The sequence below is a fragment of the Streptomyces sp. NPDC058469 genome (assembly GCF_042721125.1).
Taxonomy (GTDB): domain Bacteria; phylum Actinomycetota; class Actinomycetes; order Streptomycetales; family Streptomycetaceae; genus Streptomyces.
The window spans coordinates 94,547-109,984 of the sequence record NZ_JBHXME010000006.1 but is presented as its reverse complement, the minus strand read 5'-3'; the positions used below and the strand labels follow the sequence as shown (position 1 = coordinate 109,984).

10 protein-coding genes are annotated in these 15,438 nt (G+C 69.8%); 9 read left to right on the top strand and 1 reads right to left on the bottom strand.

Annotated features, from left to right (window positions below; all coding sequences use genetic code 11):
- The first annotated feature begins 178 nt into the window (after nt 1-178).
- From ACFWP5_RS05900 to ACFWP5_RS05885, 4 genes are all read left to right on the top strand, one after another.
- Nucleotides 179-1,720, top strand: a complete 1,542-nt coding sequence (locus tag ACFWP5_RS05900) for a DUF4331 domain-containing protein (protein ID WP_384150824.1) — start codon at nt 179-181, stop codon at nt 1,718-1,720.
- 160 nt (nt 1,721-1,880) lie between these two features.
- A complete protein-coding gene (locus ACFWP5_RS05895; protein WP_384150821.1) occupies nt 1,881-3,734 on the top strand; it encodes a tetratricopeptide repeat protein in 1,854 nt (617 codons plus the stop codon).
- The gene (locus ACFWP5_RS05890) at nt 3,731-5,416 is read left to right on the top strand and encodes a sulfite exporter TauE/SafE family protein (RefSeq protein ID WP_384150819.1); all 1,686 of its coding nucleotides are present in this window, start codon (nt 3,731-3,733) and stop codon (nt 5,414-5,416) included. Before ACFWP5_RS05895 ends, ACFWP5_RS05890 begins: the two co-directional genes overlap by 4 nt.
- A gap of 45 nt (nt 5,417-5,461) precedes the next feature.
- Nucleotides 5,462-7,087, top strand: a complete 1,626-nt coding sequence (locus tag ACFWP5_RS05885; protein WP_384150817.1) for a protein kinase — start codon at nt 5,462-5,464, stop codon at nt 7,085-7,087.
- A gap of 4 nt (nt 7,088-7,091) precedes the next feature.
- Here the strand turns inward: ACFWP5_RS05885 and ACFWP5_RS05880 are convergent, their stop codons facing one another.
- Complete coding sequence (locus tag ACFWP5_RS05880) at nt 7,092-7,898, bottom strand: SGNH/GDSL hydrolase family protein (RefSeq protein WP_384150814.1); 807 nt, start codon at nt 7,896-7,898, stop codon at nt 7,092-7,094.
- Between the two features lie 145 nt (nt 7,899-8,043).
- Between ACFWP5_RS05880 and ACFWP5_RS05875 the strand changes: the two genes are divergently transcribed.
- The 5 genes from ACFWP5_RS05875 to ACFWP5_RS05855 all read left to right on the top strand — a co-directional run bounded on the left by ACFWP5_RS05875 (nt 8,044) and on the right by ACFWP5_RS05855 (nt 15,379).
- Nucleotides 8,044-8,532, top strand: a complete 489-nt coding sequence (locus ACFWP5_RS05875; RefSeq protein WP_384150961.1) for a hypothetical protein — start codon at nt 8,044-8,046, stop codon at nt 8,530-8,532.
- Between the two features lie 369 nt (nt 8,533-8,901).
- Nucleotides 8,902-9,753, top strand: coding sequence for a glycosyltransferase family 2 protein (locus ACFWP5_RS05870; protein WP_384150812.1), 852 nt, complete (start codon nt 8,902-8,904; stop codon nt 9,751-9,753).
- Complete coding sequence (locus ACFWP5_RS05865) at nt 9,750-10,751, top strand: glycosyltransferase family 2 protein (RefSeq protein WP_384150809.1); 1,002 nt, start codon at nt 9,750-9,752, stop codon at nt 10,749-10,751. The genes ACFWP5_RS05870 and ACFWP5_RS05865 overlap by 4 nt, the downstream gene beginning before the upstream one ends.
- Nucleotides 10,744-11,544 carry a polysaccharide deacetylase family protein gene (locus tag ACFWP5_RS05860; protein ID WP_384150804.1) on the top strand — a complete coding sequence of 267 codons (801 nt, stop codon included), beginning with the start codon at nt 10,744-10,746 and terminating at the stop codon, nt 11,542-11,544. The genes ACFWP5_RS05865 and ACFWP5_RS05860 overlap by 8 nt, the downstream gene beginning before the upstream one ends.
- Entirely contained in the window at nt 11,537-15,379 is a 3,843-nt protein-coding gene (locus ACFWP5_RS05855; RefSeq protein ID WP_384150801.1) for a lipopolysaccharide biosynthesis protein, read from the top strand. The genes ACFWP5_RS05860 and ACFWP5_RS05855 overlap by 8 nt, the downstream gene beginning before the upstream one ends.
- Nucleotides 15,380-15,438: the final 59 nt, after the last annotated feature.

Sequence of the window (15,438 nt, the reverse complement as noted above, 5' to 3'; positions counted from 1 at the left end):
CACACGAGGCGTTCGTAGCGAACACCTCTACGGATGGGTTACGGATCAGCGCGCCCAAAACGCGGGTCAAGGGACGGATTGGAAGGCGCCAAAAAAACTTTTCAGGTTTGACCAATCCGCCCGGGCACCTGCTCCGAATCCCCGTGCGTCAGGCAAGTTGGCACTGAGGACGGACGGCATGACACCTATCTCCAGGAGCGGTGCGGGACGCAGGAAGCTCGCGGCCCTCGTATGCGGCGCGCTGGCCACCGGGGGGCTCGCAGCCGCCGGTACGGCCGCGCTGGAACCGGGAGTGGCCTCGGCCTCCTCCCACCGTGAGGCCCCCCTCATCTCGGGAACTCCCCAGTACGACAACACGGACCTGTACGCGTTCGTCAGTCCGGACAAGCCGGACACCACGACGATCGTGGCGAACTGGATCCCGTTCGAGGAGCCCGCCGGCGGCCCGAACTTCTACCAGTTCGCGGACGACGCCCAGTACGACGTGCACATCGACAACAACGGTGACGCGCTGGACGACTTCATCTTCCGCTACACCTTCAGCACGCAGATCAAGAACAAGAAGACGTTCCTGTACAACACGGGTCCGGTCACCAGCCTCACCGACCCCGACCTCAACATCACGCAGTCGTACGACGTCGAGCTCATCAAGCTGAAGAAGGGCAAGGAGGTCCGCAAGACGAAGATCGCCGACGACATCCCGGCGGCTCCGTCGGACGTCGGCGACGCGTCGATGCCGGACTACGCCAAGCTGCGCTCGCAGGCGATCTACAAGACGACGAACGGCGGCGCCACCTTCGCGGGCCAGGCCGACGACCCGTTCTTCGCGGACCTGCGCGTCTTCGACCTGCTCTACGGCGGGAACCTCAGCGAGGTCGGCAACGACACCCTCAAGGGCTACAACGTCAACACGATCGCCCTCCAGGTGCCGAATGACCTGATCCGGCAGTCGGCGAGCCGTCCGACCGTCGGCATCTACTCGACGACCCAGCGCAAGAACGCGAAGGGCTACTACTCGCAGGTCTCGCGGCTGGGCAACCCGTTGGTCAACGAGGTCGTCAACCCGCAGAAGGACAAGGACAAGTTCAACGCGTCCGAGCCCAAGGACGACGCGCAGTTCCTGAAGAACGTGACCGAGCCCGAGATCCCGAAGCTCATCGAGTCGATCTACAAGATCAAGGCGCCGAGCGAGCCGCGCAACGACCTCGTCAGCGTGTTCCTCACGGGCGTCAAGGGCCTCAACACGGAGCAGCCGTACGCGACTCCGTCGGAGATGCTGCGACTCAACACCTCGATCAAGCCGGCCGCGCACCCCAAGCGCCTCGGTGTCCTGGACGGCGACAACGCGGGCTTCCCGAACGGGCGTCGGCTCACCGACGACGTGATCGACTCCGCGCTCCAGGTCATGGAGGGTGAACTGGTCGGTTCCAAGAACGACCTGGGTGACGCGGTCGACAAGAACGACAAGGGCTTCGAGAAGTACTTCCCGTACGTCGCCGAGCCGACCACGGGTTCACGCGGCCCGCTCGCCAAGGGCACGACCAGCGGCAGCGACGTCAAGAACCAGCTGGGCGACGCGTTGCAGCCGACGGGTTCGTCCTCCGGCAGCGACAACATGATGCTGATCGTCGCGTCGGCGGCCTCGGGTGTGGCCGGAGTCCTGCTGATCGGCGCGGCCTTCGCGTGGTGGCGCCGCCGGATGACCCACCGCCCGTACTGATCCCCCTGACTGGCGCGGCCCGCACAGCACTTCCCCCACGGTGCGGGCCGCGCCACCCCGTGTCGCGACTTCCTTGAGCAGTACGGCACTTGACCCACGTATCCCCACGTGTCCACCGATCCACGGAACCACTGATCCACCCAGGCGATGGAGGAACGGCATGGCCCCGCGCGAGAACGACAACAAGCCGACGGAGGCCGAGCCCGGCGAATCGCCGGTGCCGGTGCCTGCGGCGGCGGAGCGGGAGTGGGAGCGGCTGTGGGAGCAGGGGGAGGATTCGGGGGGCGAGGACGACGGGGAGGTGGGCGCCGGGCCGGAGGGTGAGCGGGACGCGGACTCAGGCACCGAGGCCTCCGAGGCCGCGGTCGACGCCCGTGCCGAGGCGACCGACGCCTCCGGCGACACCGACGCCGACGCCAAAGCCCGTGAAGTTCCAGGTCCCACCGCCGCCGATTCCCCCGAGCCGACCCCCAGTGTCGACGACGCGGCCCGGGCCCCAACTCCCGTGCACGGCAGTGCCGATGAGCCGGCCCCCTCCCACAGTCACGACCACGACCATGACCATCTCCACGACCACGGCCACGACCACGCCGATGGATCGGCCGCCCCGCACAGCCACACACCCCCCGCGATCCCCCACCTCGACGCCGACCGCATCGCCGCCGTGCGCCGAGTGGCCGCCGCTGGTCGTCGCTGGCGGGCCGTTCAACTCGCCGGGTGCGCCGCCCTGTTGGCCGTGGCGATGACCGCCGGGGCCATTGCCATCGGGGCGGCCGAGAACAGTGGCGCCACGGGGGTCGCCGCCGCGTCCAGTGCCGTGTCGCCGGAGTTGCTCGCCAGTGGGAGCCTGGACGCGAGTATCGCCTCGCTGCAGGCCCATCTGAGGACGCAGCCCAAGGACTTCGACGGGTGGGCGACGCTCGGGCTGGCGTATGTGGAGCAGGCCAGGACGAAGGGTGACCCGTCCCGGTACCCGCAGGCGCAGGCCGCCCTGCAGCGGTCGTCGAAGATCTCGCCCGGCAACGAGAACGCCCTTGAGGGCCGTGCCGCACTCGCCGCCGCCCGGCACGAGTTCGCGGAGGCCCTGACCTACGCGGACCAGGTGCTGAAGGAGAACCCGTACAGCGAGCGCGCCCTGTGCTCCCGTATCGACGCGCTCGTCGAACTCGGCCGCTACGCCGACGCGTCGAAGGCCGCCGACCTCGCCGACGCCCGCAAGCCCGGCGTTCCGGTCTTCACCCGGTACGCGTACGTGCACGAGCTGCGCGGTGACGTGGCCACGGCCCGCAAGGTCCTGGAGCAGGCCCTCGCCGCCGCCACCTCCCCCGGTGACATCTCGTACGTGGCCGGAACGCTCGGCCAACTCGCCTGGAACCAGGGCGACTACAAGACCGCCCTGAACGACTACGGCCGTGCGCTCGCCGCCGACGAGAACTACCTCCCCGCCCTGGAGGGCCGCGCCCGCGCCCAGGCCGCCCTGGGCGACCGCGCCGAGGCCATCAAGGGCATGGAGCTGGTCGTCTCCCGCTACCCGCTGCCCCAACCCCTCGTGGAACTCGGCGAGTTGTACGAGAGCCGGGGCGCCGAGGGCGACAAGGCGAAGGCCGACGACCAGTACGCCCTCGTCGACGCCTGGATCGCCCTCGCCCGTGCCAACGGCGTCAACGCCGACCTGGACACCGCGCTCGCCGCCGCCGACCACGGCGACGTCAAGTCGGCCCTGAAGGCCGCCCGCGCCGAGTGGGCCCGCCGCCACACCGTGCACACCGCGGACGCCCTCGCCTGGGCCCTGCACGTCAACGGCCTCGACAAGGAGGCCCTCCCCTACGCCCGCCAGGCCACGGCCACCGGCTACCACAACGCCTCGTTCGTCTATCACCTCGGCACGATCGAACTCGCCACGGGCCACAAGGCGGACGGCCGCGCCCACCTGACCAAGGCCCTGAAGCTGAACCCGGGCTTCTCGCCCCTGGGCGCCGCCAAGGCCCGTAAGGCGTTGGAGGCGACCAAGTGACGCCGGTCCGCCGTCTGTTGGCCTCCGCCGCGGCCGTCCTCACGGCCGCCGGAGCGCTCCTGCTGGTCCCCACGGCCGCCGCGAGCGCGCACCCCCTCGGCAACTTCACCGTCAACCGCTACGACGGTCTCGTCGTCGCCCCCGGCCGACTGCGCGTCACGCACATCGAGGACCTCGCCGAGATCCCGGCGACCCAGGCCAAGCCGGACATCAGGCAGTTGGGCATGACCGAGTGGGCCCGGCAGCGGTGCGACAAGGCCGCCGAGGGCAGCGAGGTCACCGTCGACGGCCGTACGGTCGCCCTCACGCCCGGCACCAGCACCGCGCGCCTGCGACCCGGGCAGGCCGGGCTCAACACCCTGCGGGTGGAGTGCGGTTCGACCGCCGCGCTGCCCAAGGGGAGCACGGTCACCCTGGGCTTCCACAGCGCGGGACTGACCACCGGCCCGGGCTGGCGGGAGATCACCGCGCGCGCCGACCGGATGACGCTCACGAAGTCCGACGTGGCGAAGAAGTCGATCTCGCACGAACTCACCAGCTACCCCAAGGACTTGCTCTCCTCCCCCGCCGACACCACGACCGCGTCCCTGCACGCCCGTCCCGGCGGCCCGGCCCTCGCCGACGACGGCCAGTCCGCGTCGGAGCCGCCCGCCGCCTCCGTGCTGCCGCGTGGCGCCGACCGCTGGACGCAGGCCCTGAACAACCTGGTGGCCCGCCACCACCTCACGATCGGCTTCGCCGCCCTCTCCCTGCTCATCGCCGTCGCCCTGGGCGCGATGCACGCGCTCGCCCCCGGTCACGGCAAGACCCTGATGGCGGCCACGGCAGCCGCCCGGGGCGGTCGTGCCCGCCTCAAGGACGTCCTCCCCCTCGCCGCCTCGGTCACCGTCACCCACACCCTCGGCGTGATCGCCCTGGGCCTCCTGGTGACGGCCGGCTCCGCCGCGACCCCCTCGGTGATCGCCTGGCTCGGCATCGCGAGCGGCGTCCTGGTCCTCTTCGCCGGCGCCAACCTCGTACGCCGCGCCTGGCGCAACCGCCCACGCCCACAAGCCCCTTCACACCCGCACCCCCACGATCACCAGCACGAGACCGCCAAGGCCCCCGAGCGCTCGCTGGTCCTGGTCTCCGCACACGCCGATGCCGGGTCCACCCACACCGATGGCCACCCGCACCCGCACAGCCACGACGACGAGCACGCGCACAGTCACGATCACGGCGACACTCACGACCACGGCCATGACCACCCCCACCCCCACCCCCACGACCACACGCACGACCACGACTCCGCCGTAGAACACACGCACGGCGGCTTCACCCACACCCACTCCACCGCCCCGACCGTCCGCGGCACGATCCTGCTCGGCTTCGCCGGTGGGCTCGTGCCGAGTCCGTCCGCCGTGGTCGTCCTCGTGGGGGCCGCCGCGCTGGGCCAGGCGTGGTTCGGGCTGCTGCTCGTCGTCGCGTACGGCGTCGGGCTCGCCCTCACCCTCACAGCCGCCGGATTCGCCGTCGTCAAGCTGGGTACAGGAATGAACCGTGTGCTGGACCGGCGCCCCCGCTGGACCACCAGCCCCATGGCAGTGCTGGTCCGCAGGACCTTGCCGCTGGGATCGGCACTCGTCGTCGTGGCTCTCGGGGCCGGATTGGTGTTCAAGGGGGCAGCATCAGCGCTCGGCTGAGTTACGTTTGGCGAGAATTCGCCCGGCTGCGAATGGGGGGAGCCCATGTCCGAAGATCCGGGCACTGAACGTGTGATCGCGGGCCGCTACCGGCTCCTGTCCCCCCTCGGTGAGGGCGGGATGGGCACGGTGTGGCGGGCCCGCGACGAAGTGCTGCAACGCGAGGTCGCCGTCAAGGAGGTGCGCGCTCCGTCCGGACTGGCGTCCGGTGACGTCGAGCGGATGTACGCGCGGCTGGAGCGCGAGGCGTGGGCGGCGGCGCGGGTCGCCAACCGCAACGTGGTGACGGTGTACGACGTGGCGACGGAGGACGGCCGCCCCTGGATCGTCATGGAGCTGGTGCGGGGTGTGTCCCTGGCCGATCTCCTGGACGCCGAGGGGCCGTTGACGCCGCAGCGGACCGCGCACATCGGTGCCGAGGTGCTCGCCGCGCTGCGGGCCGCGCACGACGCCGGAGTGCTGCACCGCGATGTGAAACCGGCCAACGTGCTGATGTCGAACGACGGTCGGGTCGTACTGACCGACTTCGGCATCGCGATGGTCGAGGGCAGTTCGGCGCTGACCATGACGGGTGAGGTCATCGGTTCGCCCGAATTTCTCGCCCCGGAGCGGGCGTTGGGCCGTACGCCGGGTCCCGAGTCCGACCTGTGGGCGCTCGGCGTGCTGCTGTACGCGGCGGTCGAGGGCCACTCGCCGTTCCGCCAGAACACCCCGCTGAGCACGCTGCGTGCCATCGTCGACGAGGAGTTGCCGACCCCGCGGCTGGCGGGGCCGCTCACCCCGGTCATCGAAGGGCTGCTGCGCAAGGACCCGGCCGAGCGGATGCCCGCCGAGCAGGCGGAGCAGGATCTGCGGCTGGTCGCGGCGGGCGGTACGCCTCGCGCGTCCACGGCGCCGACGACGCCGTACTCGCCGACGATGGCAGGGTATCCGCAGGACGGCTACGGCCGGCAGGACTCGCGGACGCCGCCGCAGCCGGTGCAGGGCTTCGGGCCTCCGCCCGACTCCTACTCGACGCCGACGGCCACGGACGAACCGCACCGCAACCGGCGCGCGGCCGTGGTGCTGGTCGCGGGGCTGGTCGCGCTGGCCCTGGCGATCGGCGGGCTGACGTACACGCTGATCAACCGGAACAACGACGGGAACGCGAACGCGGGCAAGGGCAGCAGCACCCCCAAGAGCCAGCCCTCGGACGGGACTTCGCCCAGTGCGAGCAGCAGGACCACGGCCGCGAGCGATACGCCGAGCCCGAGCAGCAGCAAGTCCTCCTCGGCGCCGCAGTCGGTGAAGGCGACGGTGGAGGGTGCCAACACCGAGTACTCCGGGAGCTGTCCGCCGCCGAGCGCGAAGGCGCCGACCTTCACGGCCAGCATCACGGTGGGGAAGCTGCCCGCGGAGGTCTCCTACCGGTGGGTGACGAAGACCGGTTCGGTCTCCGACCCCGGCTGGAAGACGCTGTCGTTCCCGTCGGGCGGCGGGAAGACCAAGCAGGACAGGGTGTTCCTGACGACGTACACGAACAGCGGGACGTTCAAGAACGAGATCAGTGTCCAGATCCGCAGCCCGGTGAACGAGGAGTCCAACTCCGTGCCGTTCTCGGTGACGTGCGTGGCGGAGACCCCGTCGGACGGGGCCTCCGCCTCGGATTCGGCATCACCCTCTGCCGGGTGAGGCGTCAGGCCGCGCTGGCGAACACCGGCAAGTAGCCGCCGGACTGGCCGGCCGCGGTCGGGTGGTACGACTCGCTGATGCTCAGCAGGTTGAGGCTGTGCAGCCAGGAGCTGCCGGAGCAGAGCTCGTGGCCGGTGAACTTGGTGCGTACGTCGCCGTAGGTGAAGCCGTGGTCGGCGGCGCGCTTGGCGAGGGCGGCGTCGAGGTAGTCGGCCGCGCCGTTGATGGCGGAGCGCTTGGTCGCGGAGAGGCCGAGGCAGGTGGTGCCGAGTCGGTAGAAGCGCGGGTAGCCGAGCACGACCACGTGCGCGGAGGGGGCCTTGGCGCTGATCGTCGAGTAGACCTTGTCGAGGAGGCCGGGCAGCGTCGAGTCGACGTACGCCTTCGCGGTGGCGATCCGGGTGAGGCAGGAGCTGTCGGACTGCAGGACACAGGTCGTCATGACGTCGGTGAAGCCGGCGTCGTTGCCGCCGATGCTGATCGAGACGAGGGCGGTCGAGGCGCTGAGGGTGCCGAGCTGGTTGGCGAGAACATCACCCGTACGAGCGCCCGAGCAGGCCTTGAAGTCGAACGTCGAGGGTGAATGTGCGGCCGCCCAGAGGTAGGGGTAGGCCTTGGTGCTGCGGTCGCAGGACCCGCTGGAACTGATGTAGGTGCCCGCGCCGACCCCGGAGGAGTAGGAGTCGCCGAGGGCCACATAGCCGCCGGTGGCGGCGAGTTGGGACGCCTGCGCCGTCATCGCCCCGGTGAGGGCGAGCGCGGCGGCGAGGAGGAGCGAGGTCACGTATGCCGTAAATCGGGAACGTCTCATGGAACCTCCCTTAGCAGGATCTCTGCCACAACCGTCGTAGCAGCGACCCGCGTTGACGGGAAGTGTGCATGCCAAGGGTTTGCCGGGGGGAACAGGTGTTCACCTGTGCATCCGAACCGGGATGGGTGCCCTCCGCATCTTGACGATGCCGGTCGGGCTGCGCGACATTGAAGTCCGGCATCCGGCGCGTCGGGGGGCAAAGTCGCCAATGCAGACCTTACGTATCAAGAGAGCTTCCACGGACGGCGTCGAGCGTGTGCGGTCAGGACCGGGGAGGGACCTGGCGCCACTGCTCGCGGGCGCGGCAGTTGCCGTGGGAGGGGTCGGCGCGCTGCTCGCGCTCATCGACTCGGGATCACCGTTGCGCGGTCCGTTCGCGCTGTTCTTCCTGTTCGCGGCGCCGGCTTCGGCAATTGCCGCGGTGTTGCGCGGACTTGATCCTTTCGGCCGTGTTCTCACCTCGGTGGCGGGCGCGGTGGTCGTCGACATGCTGGTGGCCCAGGGAATGCTGGCCGTGCACCGGTGGTCGGTCGACGGTGGAATCGTCACGGTGGCGGTGATCAGTGGCTTGATTTCGCTATCGGTATTCATACGGCATATGCCGGGCCGTACAACGGCTGACAAAGTTGTGTAACGGTCAAACCAACAAAAACGTGAGGCCTCGTTCCAGGTCTTGCCATACAGGTTCAATCATCAATACCGTCGTACATCTCACCCGCACTGGTTCATCATCTAGCGGCTCTAGGGGAGGGCTCAAGAACCGCGATGAATCCGGGGCGGGGCGCGGTAGGGGGGTGCCGTGCTCGGTGACCGTATTTTGTGACCGAGTCGTCCGCGCGGCCGGCTTTCATGTTTTTCGGGGGTCGACCAGTTTTGCCAGCTCACCATGCGTGCACGGAGATTGATTTCTCCGTGGCGCCCGTGAGAACCCCCCTTTCGAACCGGAGCACATAGCCGGGCCGCCCAGGGGCGGGCGGTCCGCCGGACGAGAGGGACCAGACTCGTGAGTTCTGTTCTGCGCCCAGCGACATCGGGCCAAGATCCGTTAATGTCGGCCAAATACCGGCCGATCTCCTCTCACCTGGCGATCACACCGCCGGTGAGCGTGGTGATTCCCGCCATGAATGAGGCGGAGAATCTCCCCTACGTCTTCAAGACACTTCCTGCGTGGATACACGAAGTGGTTCTTGTGGACGGCAATTCCACCGACAACACCGTCGAGGTGGCCCGCGAGCTGTGGCCCGGGGTCAAGGTCGTCGAACAGCAGGGCAAGGGCAAGGGGGATGCCCTGATCACCGGTTTCGAGGCGTGCAGCGGCGACATCATCGTGATGGTCGACGCGGACGGCTCGGCCGACGGGCACGAGATCGTCAGCTATGTCTCCGCCCTCGTCTCGGGCGCCGACTTCGCCAAGGGTTCGCGCTTCGCCAACGGCGGCGGCACGGACGACATGACGTTCATCCGCAAGCTCGGCAACTGGGCGCTGTGCACGATCGTCAACCGCAAGTTCGGCGCCCGCTACACCGATCTCTGCTACGGATACAACGCGTTCTGGCGGCACTGTCTCGACAAGATCGACCTCGACTGCACCGGCTTCGAGATCGAGACGCTCATCAACATCCGGGTGGTCAAGGCCGGTCTCAAGGTGCAGGAGATCCCCAGCCACGAGTACCTCCGTATCCACGGCACGAGCAATCTGCGCGCCGTGCGGGACGGGATCCGGGTGCTCAAGGTGATCCTCAAGGAGCGCTCCAACCGGCGTGCGCTGCGCCGTCGTTCGCACTCCACGATGATCGACACCCTCGACCCGCAACTCGACCCGCAGCTCAACTCGGTCCGGGGAGAGGTGTCTTGAGCAGTCATGACATCTCTGTCGTGATCTGCGTCTACACCGAGGACCGCTGGGAGGACATCCTCGCGGCGGTCTCCTCGGTGCGGGCACAGTCACGGCCCGCGCTGGAAACGTTGCTGGTCGTCGACCACAACCCCGCTCTCCTGGACCGACTCACCAGGGAGTACAAGGACTACGAGGAGACCGGCGAGGTCCGCGTGCTGGCGAACGCGGGCCCGCGCGGCCTGTCCGCCGGCCGCAACACCGGCATCGCCGCCTCGCGCGGCGAGGTCATCGCCTTCCTCGATGACGACGCCGTGGCCGAGCGGGAGTGGCTGCGGCACTTCGCCGAGGCGTACACCGATCCGAAGGTGATGGCCGTCGGCGGCCGGACGATGCCGATCTGGGCGTCGGGCCGCCGGCCCGCCTGGTTCCCCGAGGAGTTCGACTGGGTGGTGGGCTGCACGTACAAGGGCCTGCCGCCCGGCCGGGTCCGGGTGCGCAACGTCCTCGGCGGCAACGCCTCGTTCCGGCGTACGGCGTTCGACGCGGCCGGCGGTTTCGCGACCGGTATCGGGCGCGACGGCGACAAGCGTCCGCTGGGCGGCGAGGAGACGGAGCTCTGCATCCGGCTCACGCGGGCCAGACCGGACGCGGTGCTGTTGATCGACGACCGGGCGGTGATCCACCACCGGGTGCCTGCGGTGCGCGAGCACTTCGGCTACTTCCGTACGCGTACGTACGCCGAGGGTCTCTCCAAGGCGCTGGTGGCCCGAAGTGTCGGTGCCGACAAGGGACTTGAGTCCGAGCGCCGGTACACGACCCGGGTCCTGCCGGCCGGCGTGGCACGCGGGCTGCGGGACGCCGTGTTCGCCCGGCCGGGCGGCGTCGGCCGGGCGGGCGCGATCGTCGCCGGGGTGTTCACGGCGGCGGGCGGGTATGTCGTCGGGAGCGTCAAGGCACGGCGGGGCGGGGCCACTTTCGAGGTGGTCGAGATCGATCGGGGGGACGCACATGAGTGACACACCGGTGCCGATCCTGATGTACCACTCGGTCGCCGCCGCCCCGAACGACGCCACCCGCGCCCTGTCCGTCGCGCCGGAGGCGTTCGCCGAGCAGCTGGCACTCCTCGGCGACCTGGGCTTCACACCCGTCAACACGGCCGAGCTGGCCGCGAGTTGGCGCTCCGGCAAACCACTGCCCGAGCGTCCGGTCCTGATCACCTTCGACGACGGCTACGAGGGTGTGCACCGGCACGCGCTGCCCGCGCTCGCCCAACACGGCTTCGCGGCCACCCTGTTCGTCTCCACCGGCTGGATCCGGGGCGCCCACGACACCGGGGGCGGCCTGGACACCATGCTCGACTGGGACCAGGTGCGCGAACTCGCGGGCATTGGCGTCGAGATCGGCGGCCACAGCCACACCCACCCGCAGCTCGACCAACTCGACGACGACTCCCTGCACACGGAGCTGGTCCGCTGCAAGGAGATCGTCGCCGACGAACTCGGCACCGTGCCCGTCTCGTTCGCGTATCCGTACGGCTACTCCAGCCGCCGGGTGCGCGGCGCGGTGCGCGGAGCGGGGTTCGCGCAGGCGCTCGCCGTCGGCAACGACCTCGCCCGGCGCCGCCAGGGACCGTACGCGCTGCGGCGGGTGACCGTGCGCCGCAGTACGGGTGTCGCGGAGTTCGAGCGGCTCGTCGAGGGCCGTGCGATCGCCCGCAACTTCGCCAGAGACCGTGCCCTCACGCAGGGTTACGCCATGGTCCGCAGAGCTCGACAGGTCCGCCGGAAGGCCATCCGTTCCCGTGTCTGACACGACGACCACCACCCAGGACACAACGCCCGAGACCGCGGCGCCCCCGCAGACGGGGCGCCGACTGCGCCTGCCGGGGAGGGGCAAGTCCCCCGGCGGCAGCCCGCTGTTCCGCAACGCCTACGCCCTGATGCTCAACACCGGGATCTCCGCGGTGCTCGGGCTCGGGTTCTGGCTCATCGCCGCCCGCTACTACTCCGAGTCCGCGGTCGGCCAGGGCTCCGCCGCGATCGCCGCGATGAAGTTCCTCGCGGGACTGACCGCGGTGACCCTGACGGGCGCCCTGGCCCGGTTCATCCCGGTCGCCGGACGCCACACCGGCCGGCTCATCTTCCGTACGTACGCGGGCAGTTGCGTGGTCGTGGCGCTGGCCGCGGTCGTCTTCCTGTCCACCCTGAACTCGTGGGGACCGTCGTACCGCTTCCTGCACGGGCCGGTCAACGGCCTCGGCTTCATCCTGGCGGTCGTCGCCTGGAACGTGCTCACGCTCCAGGACGGCGTGCTGACCGGGCTGCGCAGCGCGCCGTGGGTGCCGGTGGGCAACACCGTGTTCTCGGCCGTGAAGCTGGCGCTGCTCGTCGCGCTCGCGACGGCGCTCGCCACGAGCGGTGTCTTCGTGTCCTGGGTCGCCGCGATCGCGTTCTCCGTGGTGCCGCTCGGCCTGCTGGTGTTCCGGCGGCTGGTGCCCCGGCACATCAAGGCGACCCAGGAGCACGCGAAGCCGCCGACGCTGAAAGAGATCAGCAGGTTCCTCGCCGGGGACTACACCGGCTCGCTGTTCTCGCTCGCCGTGGTCTACCTCATCCCGGTGATCATCGCCTCGCAGGTCAGCTCCCAGGACAACGCGTACTTCTACATCACGACGACGATCGGCGGCACGATCAACCTGCTCGCCATCAACATGGGCGCCTCCCTCACCGTCGAGGGCTCGCACGACCCGGCGCGGCTCGCCGCCAACACCCGGGCGGCGATCAAACGGATGGCCCGGATCATGCTGCCGATCTGCGCGCTGCTGTTCATCTGCGCACCCTGGATCCTGGGCGTGTTCGGCGCGGGCTACGCGGACGCGGCGACGCCGCTGCTGCGCTGGTTCGCGGTGGGCGCGCTGCTGCGGGTCCTCATGGAGACGTACTTCGCGGTACTGCGCGCCCAGAGCCGTACCGCCGGACTCGCCTGGCTGCAGGGCCTGTTGTGCCTGCTCGTGCTCAGTCTGACGCTGCTTCTGCTCCCCCGCATGGGCCTGACCGGCGCGGGCGTCGCCGAGATCTCCAGCCTCGCGGTGATCGTGGCCATCGCCGCGCCCAGGCTGTTCAAGACGCTCAGGGCCGCGCCGGCCGCGGAACTCCCCGAGGACGCGGCGCCCGACGGGGACCTCGCCGACCTGGGGGCGCGCGAGGTCCCCGCCGCGCCGCGCCGTCGTGGCCCGGCCTGGGCGCTCGACTCCGACACCCTCGCGCTCGGCATCCACGTCGACTTCGACCACCTGGAACGCCGGCCGGACGTACGTCCGGGGCCCGGCACCCCGCCCACCGGCACGCCGATCGTGTCCGGCGACCAGCGTCCTACCTGGGCGCTCGGCATCAAGCGGTCCGAGATCGTGGGGCTGCCCGTCGAGGAACGCGAACCCGGCTCGGAGTCGTCACTGAGCCCGGCCGCGGAGCCCGAGGTGGACGCGCCGTTCGAGCCCGCCAACGGCTCCGACCGGGTGGTCGTACCGGAGGAGTCGCTCGTACGGGAACAGGCCCGGGAGGACGCGGCGGAGAAGGCACAGGGGTCCGAAGTGCCGCCGCCTGCCCGCCCGTTGTCCCTGCGTGAGCGCCTGGTGCCCACGCGGCCGGGTGTCGTGCTCGGCTGTCTGCTGGTCGCCGCGCTGCTCCTGTACTGGGTGCCCGCGCTGCGGCTCGGCGAGTCCGACCTGGACCGCATGGGCGGGCTCGGCCTGATCTCGGTGCTGCCGCTGTCCACGCTGGTCGGGGCCGCGCTGCTGATCACGGTGTTCGCCTCGCTGCTGTGGCTGGGCCGCGAGCACAAGGCACTGCTGCTGATCACCCTGCTCGCGACCGTGATCTCGCTGCACGCGCTGCCCGCGGTGATCGAGACCGAGCCGCGCTTCCCGACGGCCTGGCAGCACCTCGGGTTCATCGACTACATCGACCGCACCGGGTCGGCCGTACCCGACCTGGACGCGCGCTGGAGCTGGCCGGGCTTCTTCGCGGTGGCCGCGTTCATCGGCAGGGCGTGCGGGATCACCGACTGGACCGAGGTGATCCGCTGGTGGCCCACCGTCATCCAACTCGCCTATCTGGCACCGATGTTCCTGCTCGTGCGCTCCCTGCGGGCGAGCTGGCGGGCGAAGTGGACCGGCATCTGGATCTTCGTGCTCAGCGGCTGGGTCGGCCAGGACTACTTCTCCCCGCAGGGCTTCACCTTCCTGCTCTATCTGGCCTTCGTGGCGATCCTGTTGGTCTGGTTCCGGGCACCACACGTCCTGTGGACGAGGATGCGGCCCGGCGAGGCGGAGGTCGAACCCACCGACCGGCGTCAACAGGCCGTCCTGCTCCTGGTGTTGATCGGGCTGTTCGCGGCGAGCGTCCCGGCCCACCAGCTCACGCCGTTCGTGATGCTGGGCGTGCTCACGGTGCTCGTCCTGGTCGGCCGCTCCGAACTGCGCGGCCTGCCCATCCTGTTCGCAGTGCTGGTCGCGGTGTGGATCGGTTTCATGGCCGAGCCGTACTGGTCCGGGCACTTCAACGACCTCTTCGGCGGGGTCGGCGGCGTCGGCAGCAATGTGTCGACCTCCGTCTCCGGCCGTATCCAGGGCGGCAGTTCGACCCACAAGCTGGTCCTCTACACCCGCGTCCTGCTGGCCGGCGGCGTCATGGCCTTCGCCTGCTGGGGCTGGTGGCGCCGCCGCGACCACAAGTACCGCGAACGCTCCCTGCTCGTCCTCACCTTCGTCCCGTTCCTGGGCTTCGGCATGCAGTCCTACGGCGGCGAGATGGCGCTGCGCGTCTTCATGTTCGCGGTTCCCGGCGCGGCCCTGCTCGCGGGCCTCGCCCTCTTCCCGCGCACCGGCGTCACCGCCAAGGAGCGTGAGAAGGACCGGATGAGCCTCGCCCCGCTGGCCGCCCTGATCGCCGGGTTGCTGCTCATGAGCGGCTTCCTGGTGGCCCGTTGGGGCAACGAGGGCTTCGAGCGGGTTCGGCCCGGCGAGGTCGCGGCCATGAACTACGTGTACGCCCACGACAAGCCGACCGTACGCCTGCTGTGGCTGAGCAACGACACGGTCAACGACGTGACGCCGGCGATGCCGTGGGGCGCGAAGGACATGGAGCGGGTCAACTACGTGCCGACGCTGGCACCGGCCGACCCGGTGCTGGTGTCCGGTCTGGTCAAGGCGCTCAAGGACGCGGGCCCGAACTCGTATCTGATGCTCAACAAGAGCCAGGTCGTCTCGCTCCAGCTGGACGCGGGCTACTCGGCGTCCTGGGAGTCCCGGCTCATCCAGAACCTGGACAACCGGCAGGAGTTGAAGAAGGTCCTCGTCAACGCCGACGTGACCATGTACTCCCTGCGCGAGCAGCCGGCCGGCGCGGTCCCGAAGCCCGATCCCGGGCCGATCGGACCGCAGATCACCTGGACGCCGTGGTCGGTGGTCGGCGCACTCGCCGCGCTCGCGCTGATCCTGATGCTGACGGCCCGCGAGGTCGTCCGGGTCGTGGTGCGGCCGAGTGTGCGTCAACTGCGGTGGCTGCAGAGCAGTTTCTGGTTCTCGCTGCCTCTGCTGGCGGTGCTGCTGGCCTCGCTGGTGCAGCGGTTCCTGACGATGAAGTAGCGGGGTCCGAGGAGGCCAAGTGGGGTTCTACGGAGTCAAGTAGGGCTCTACGTGGGTCA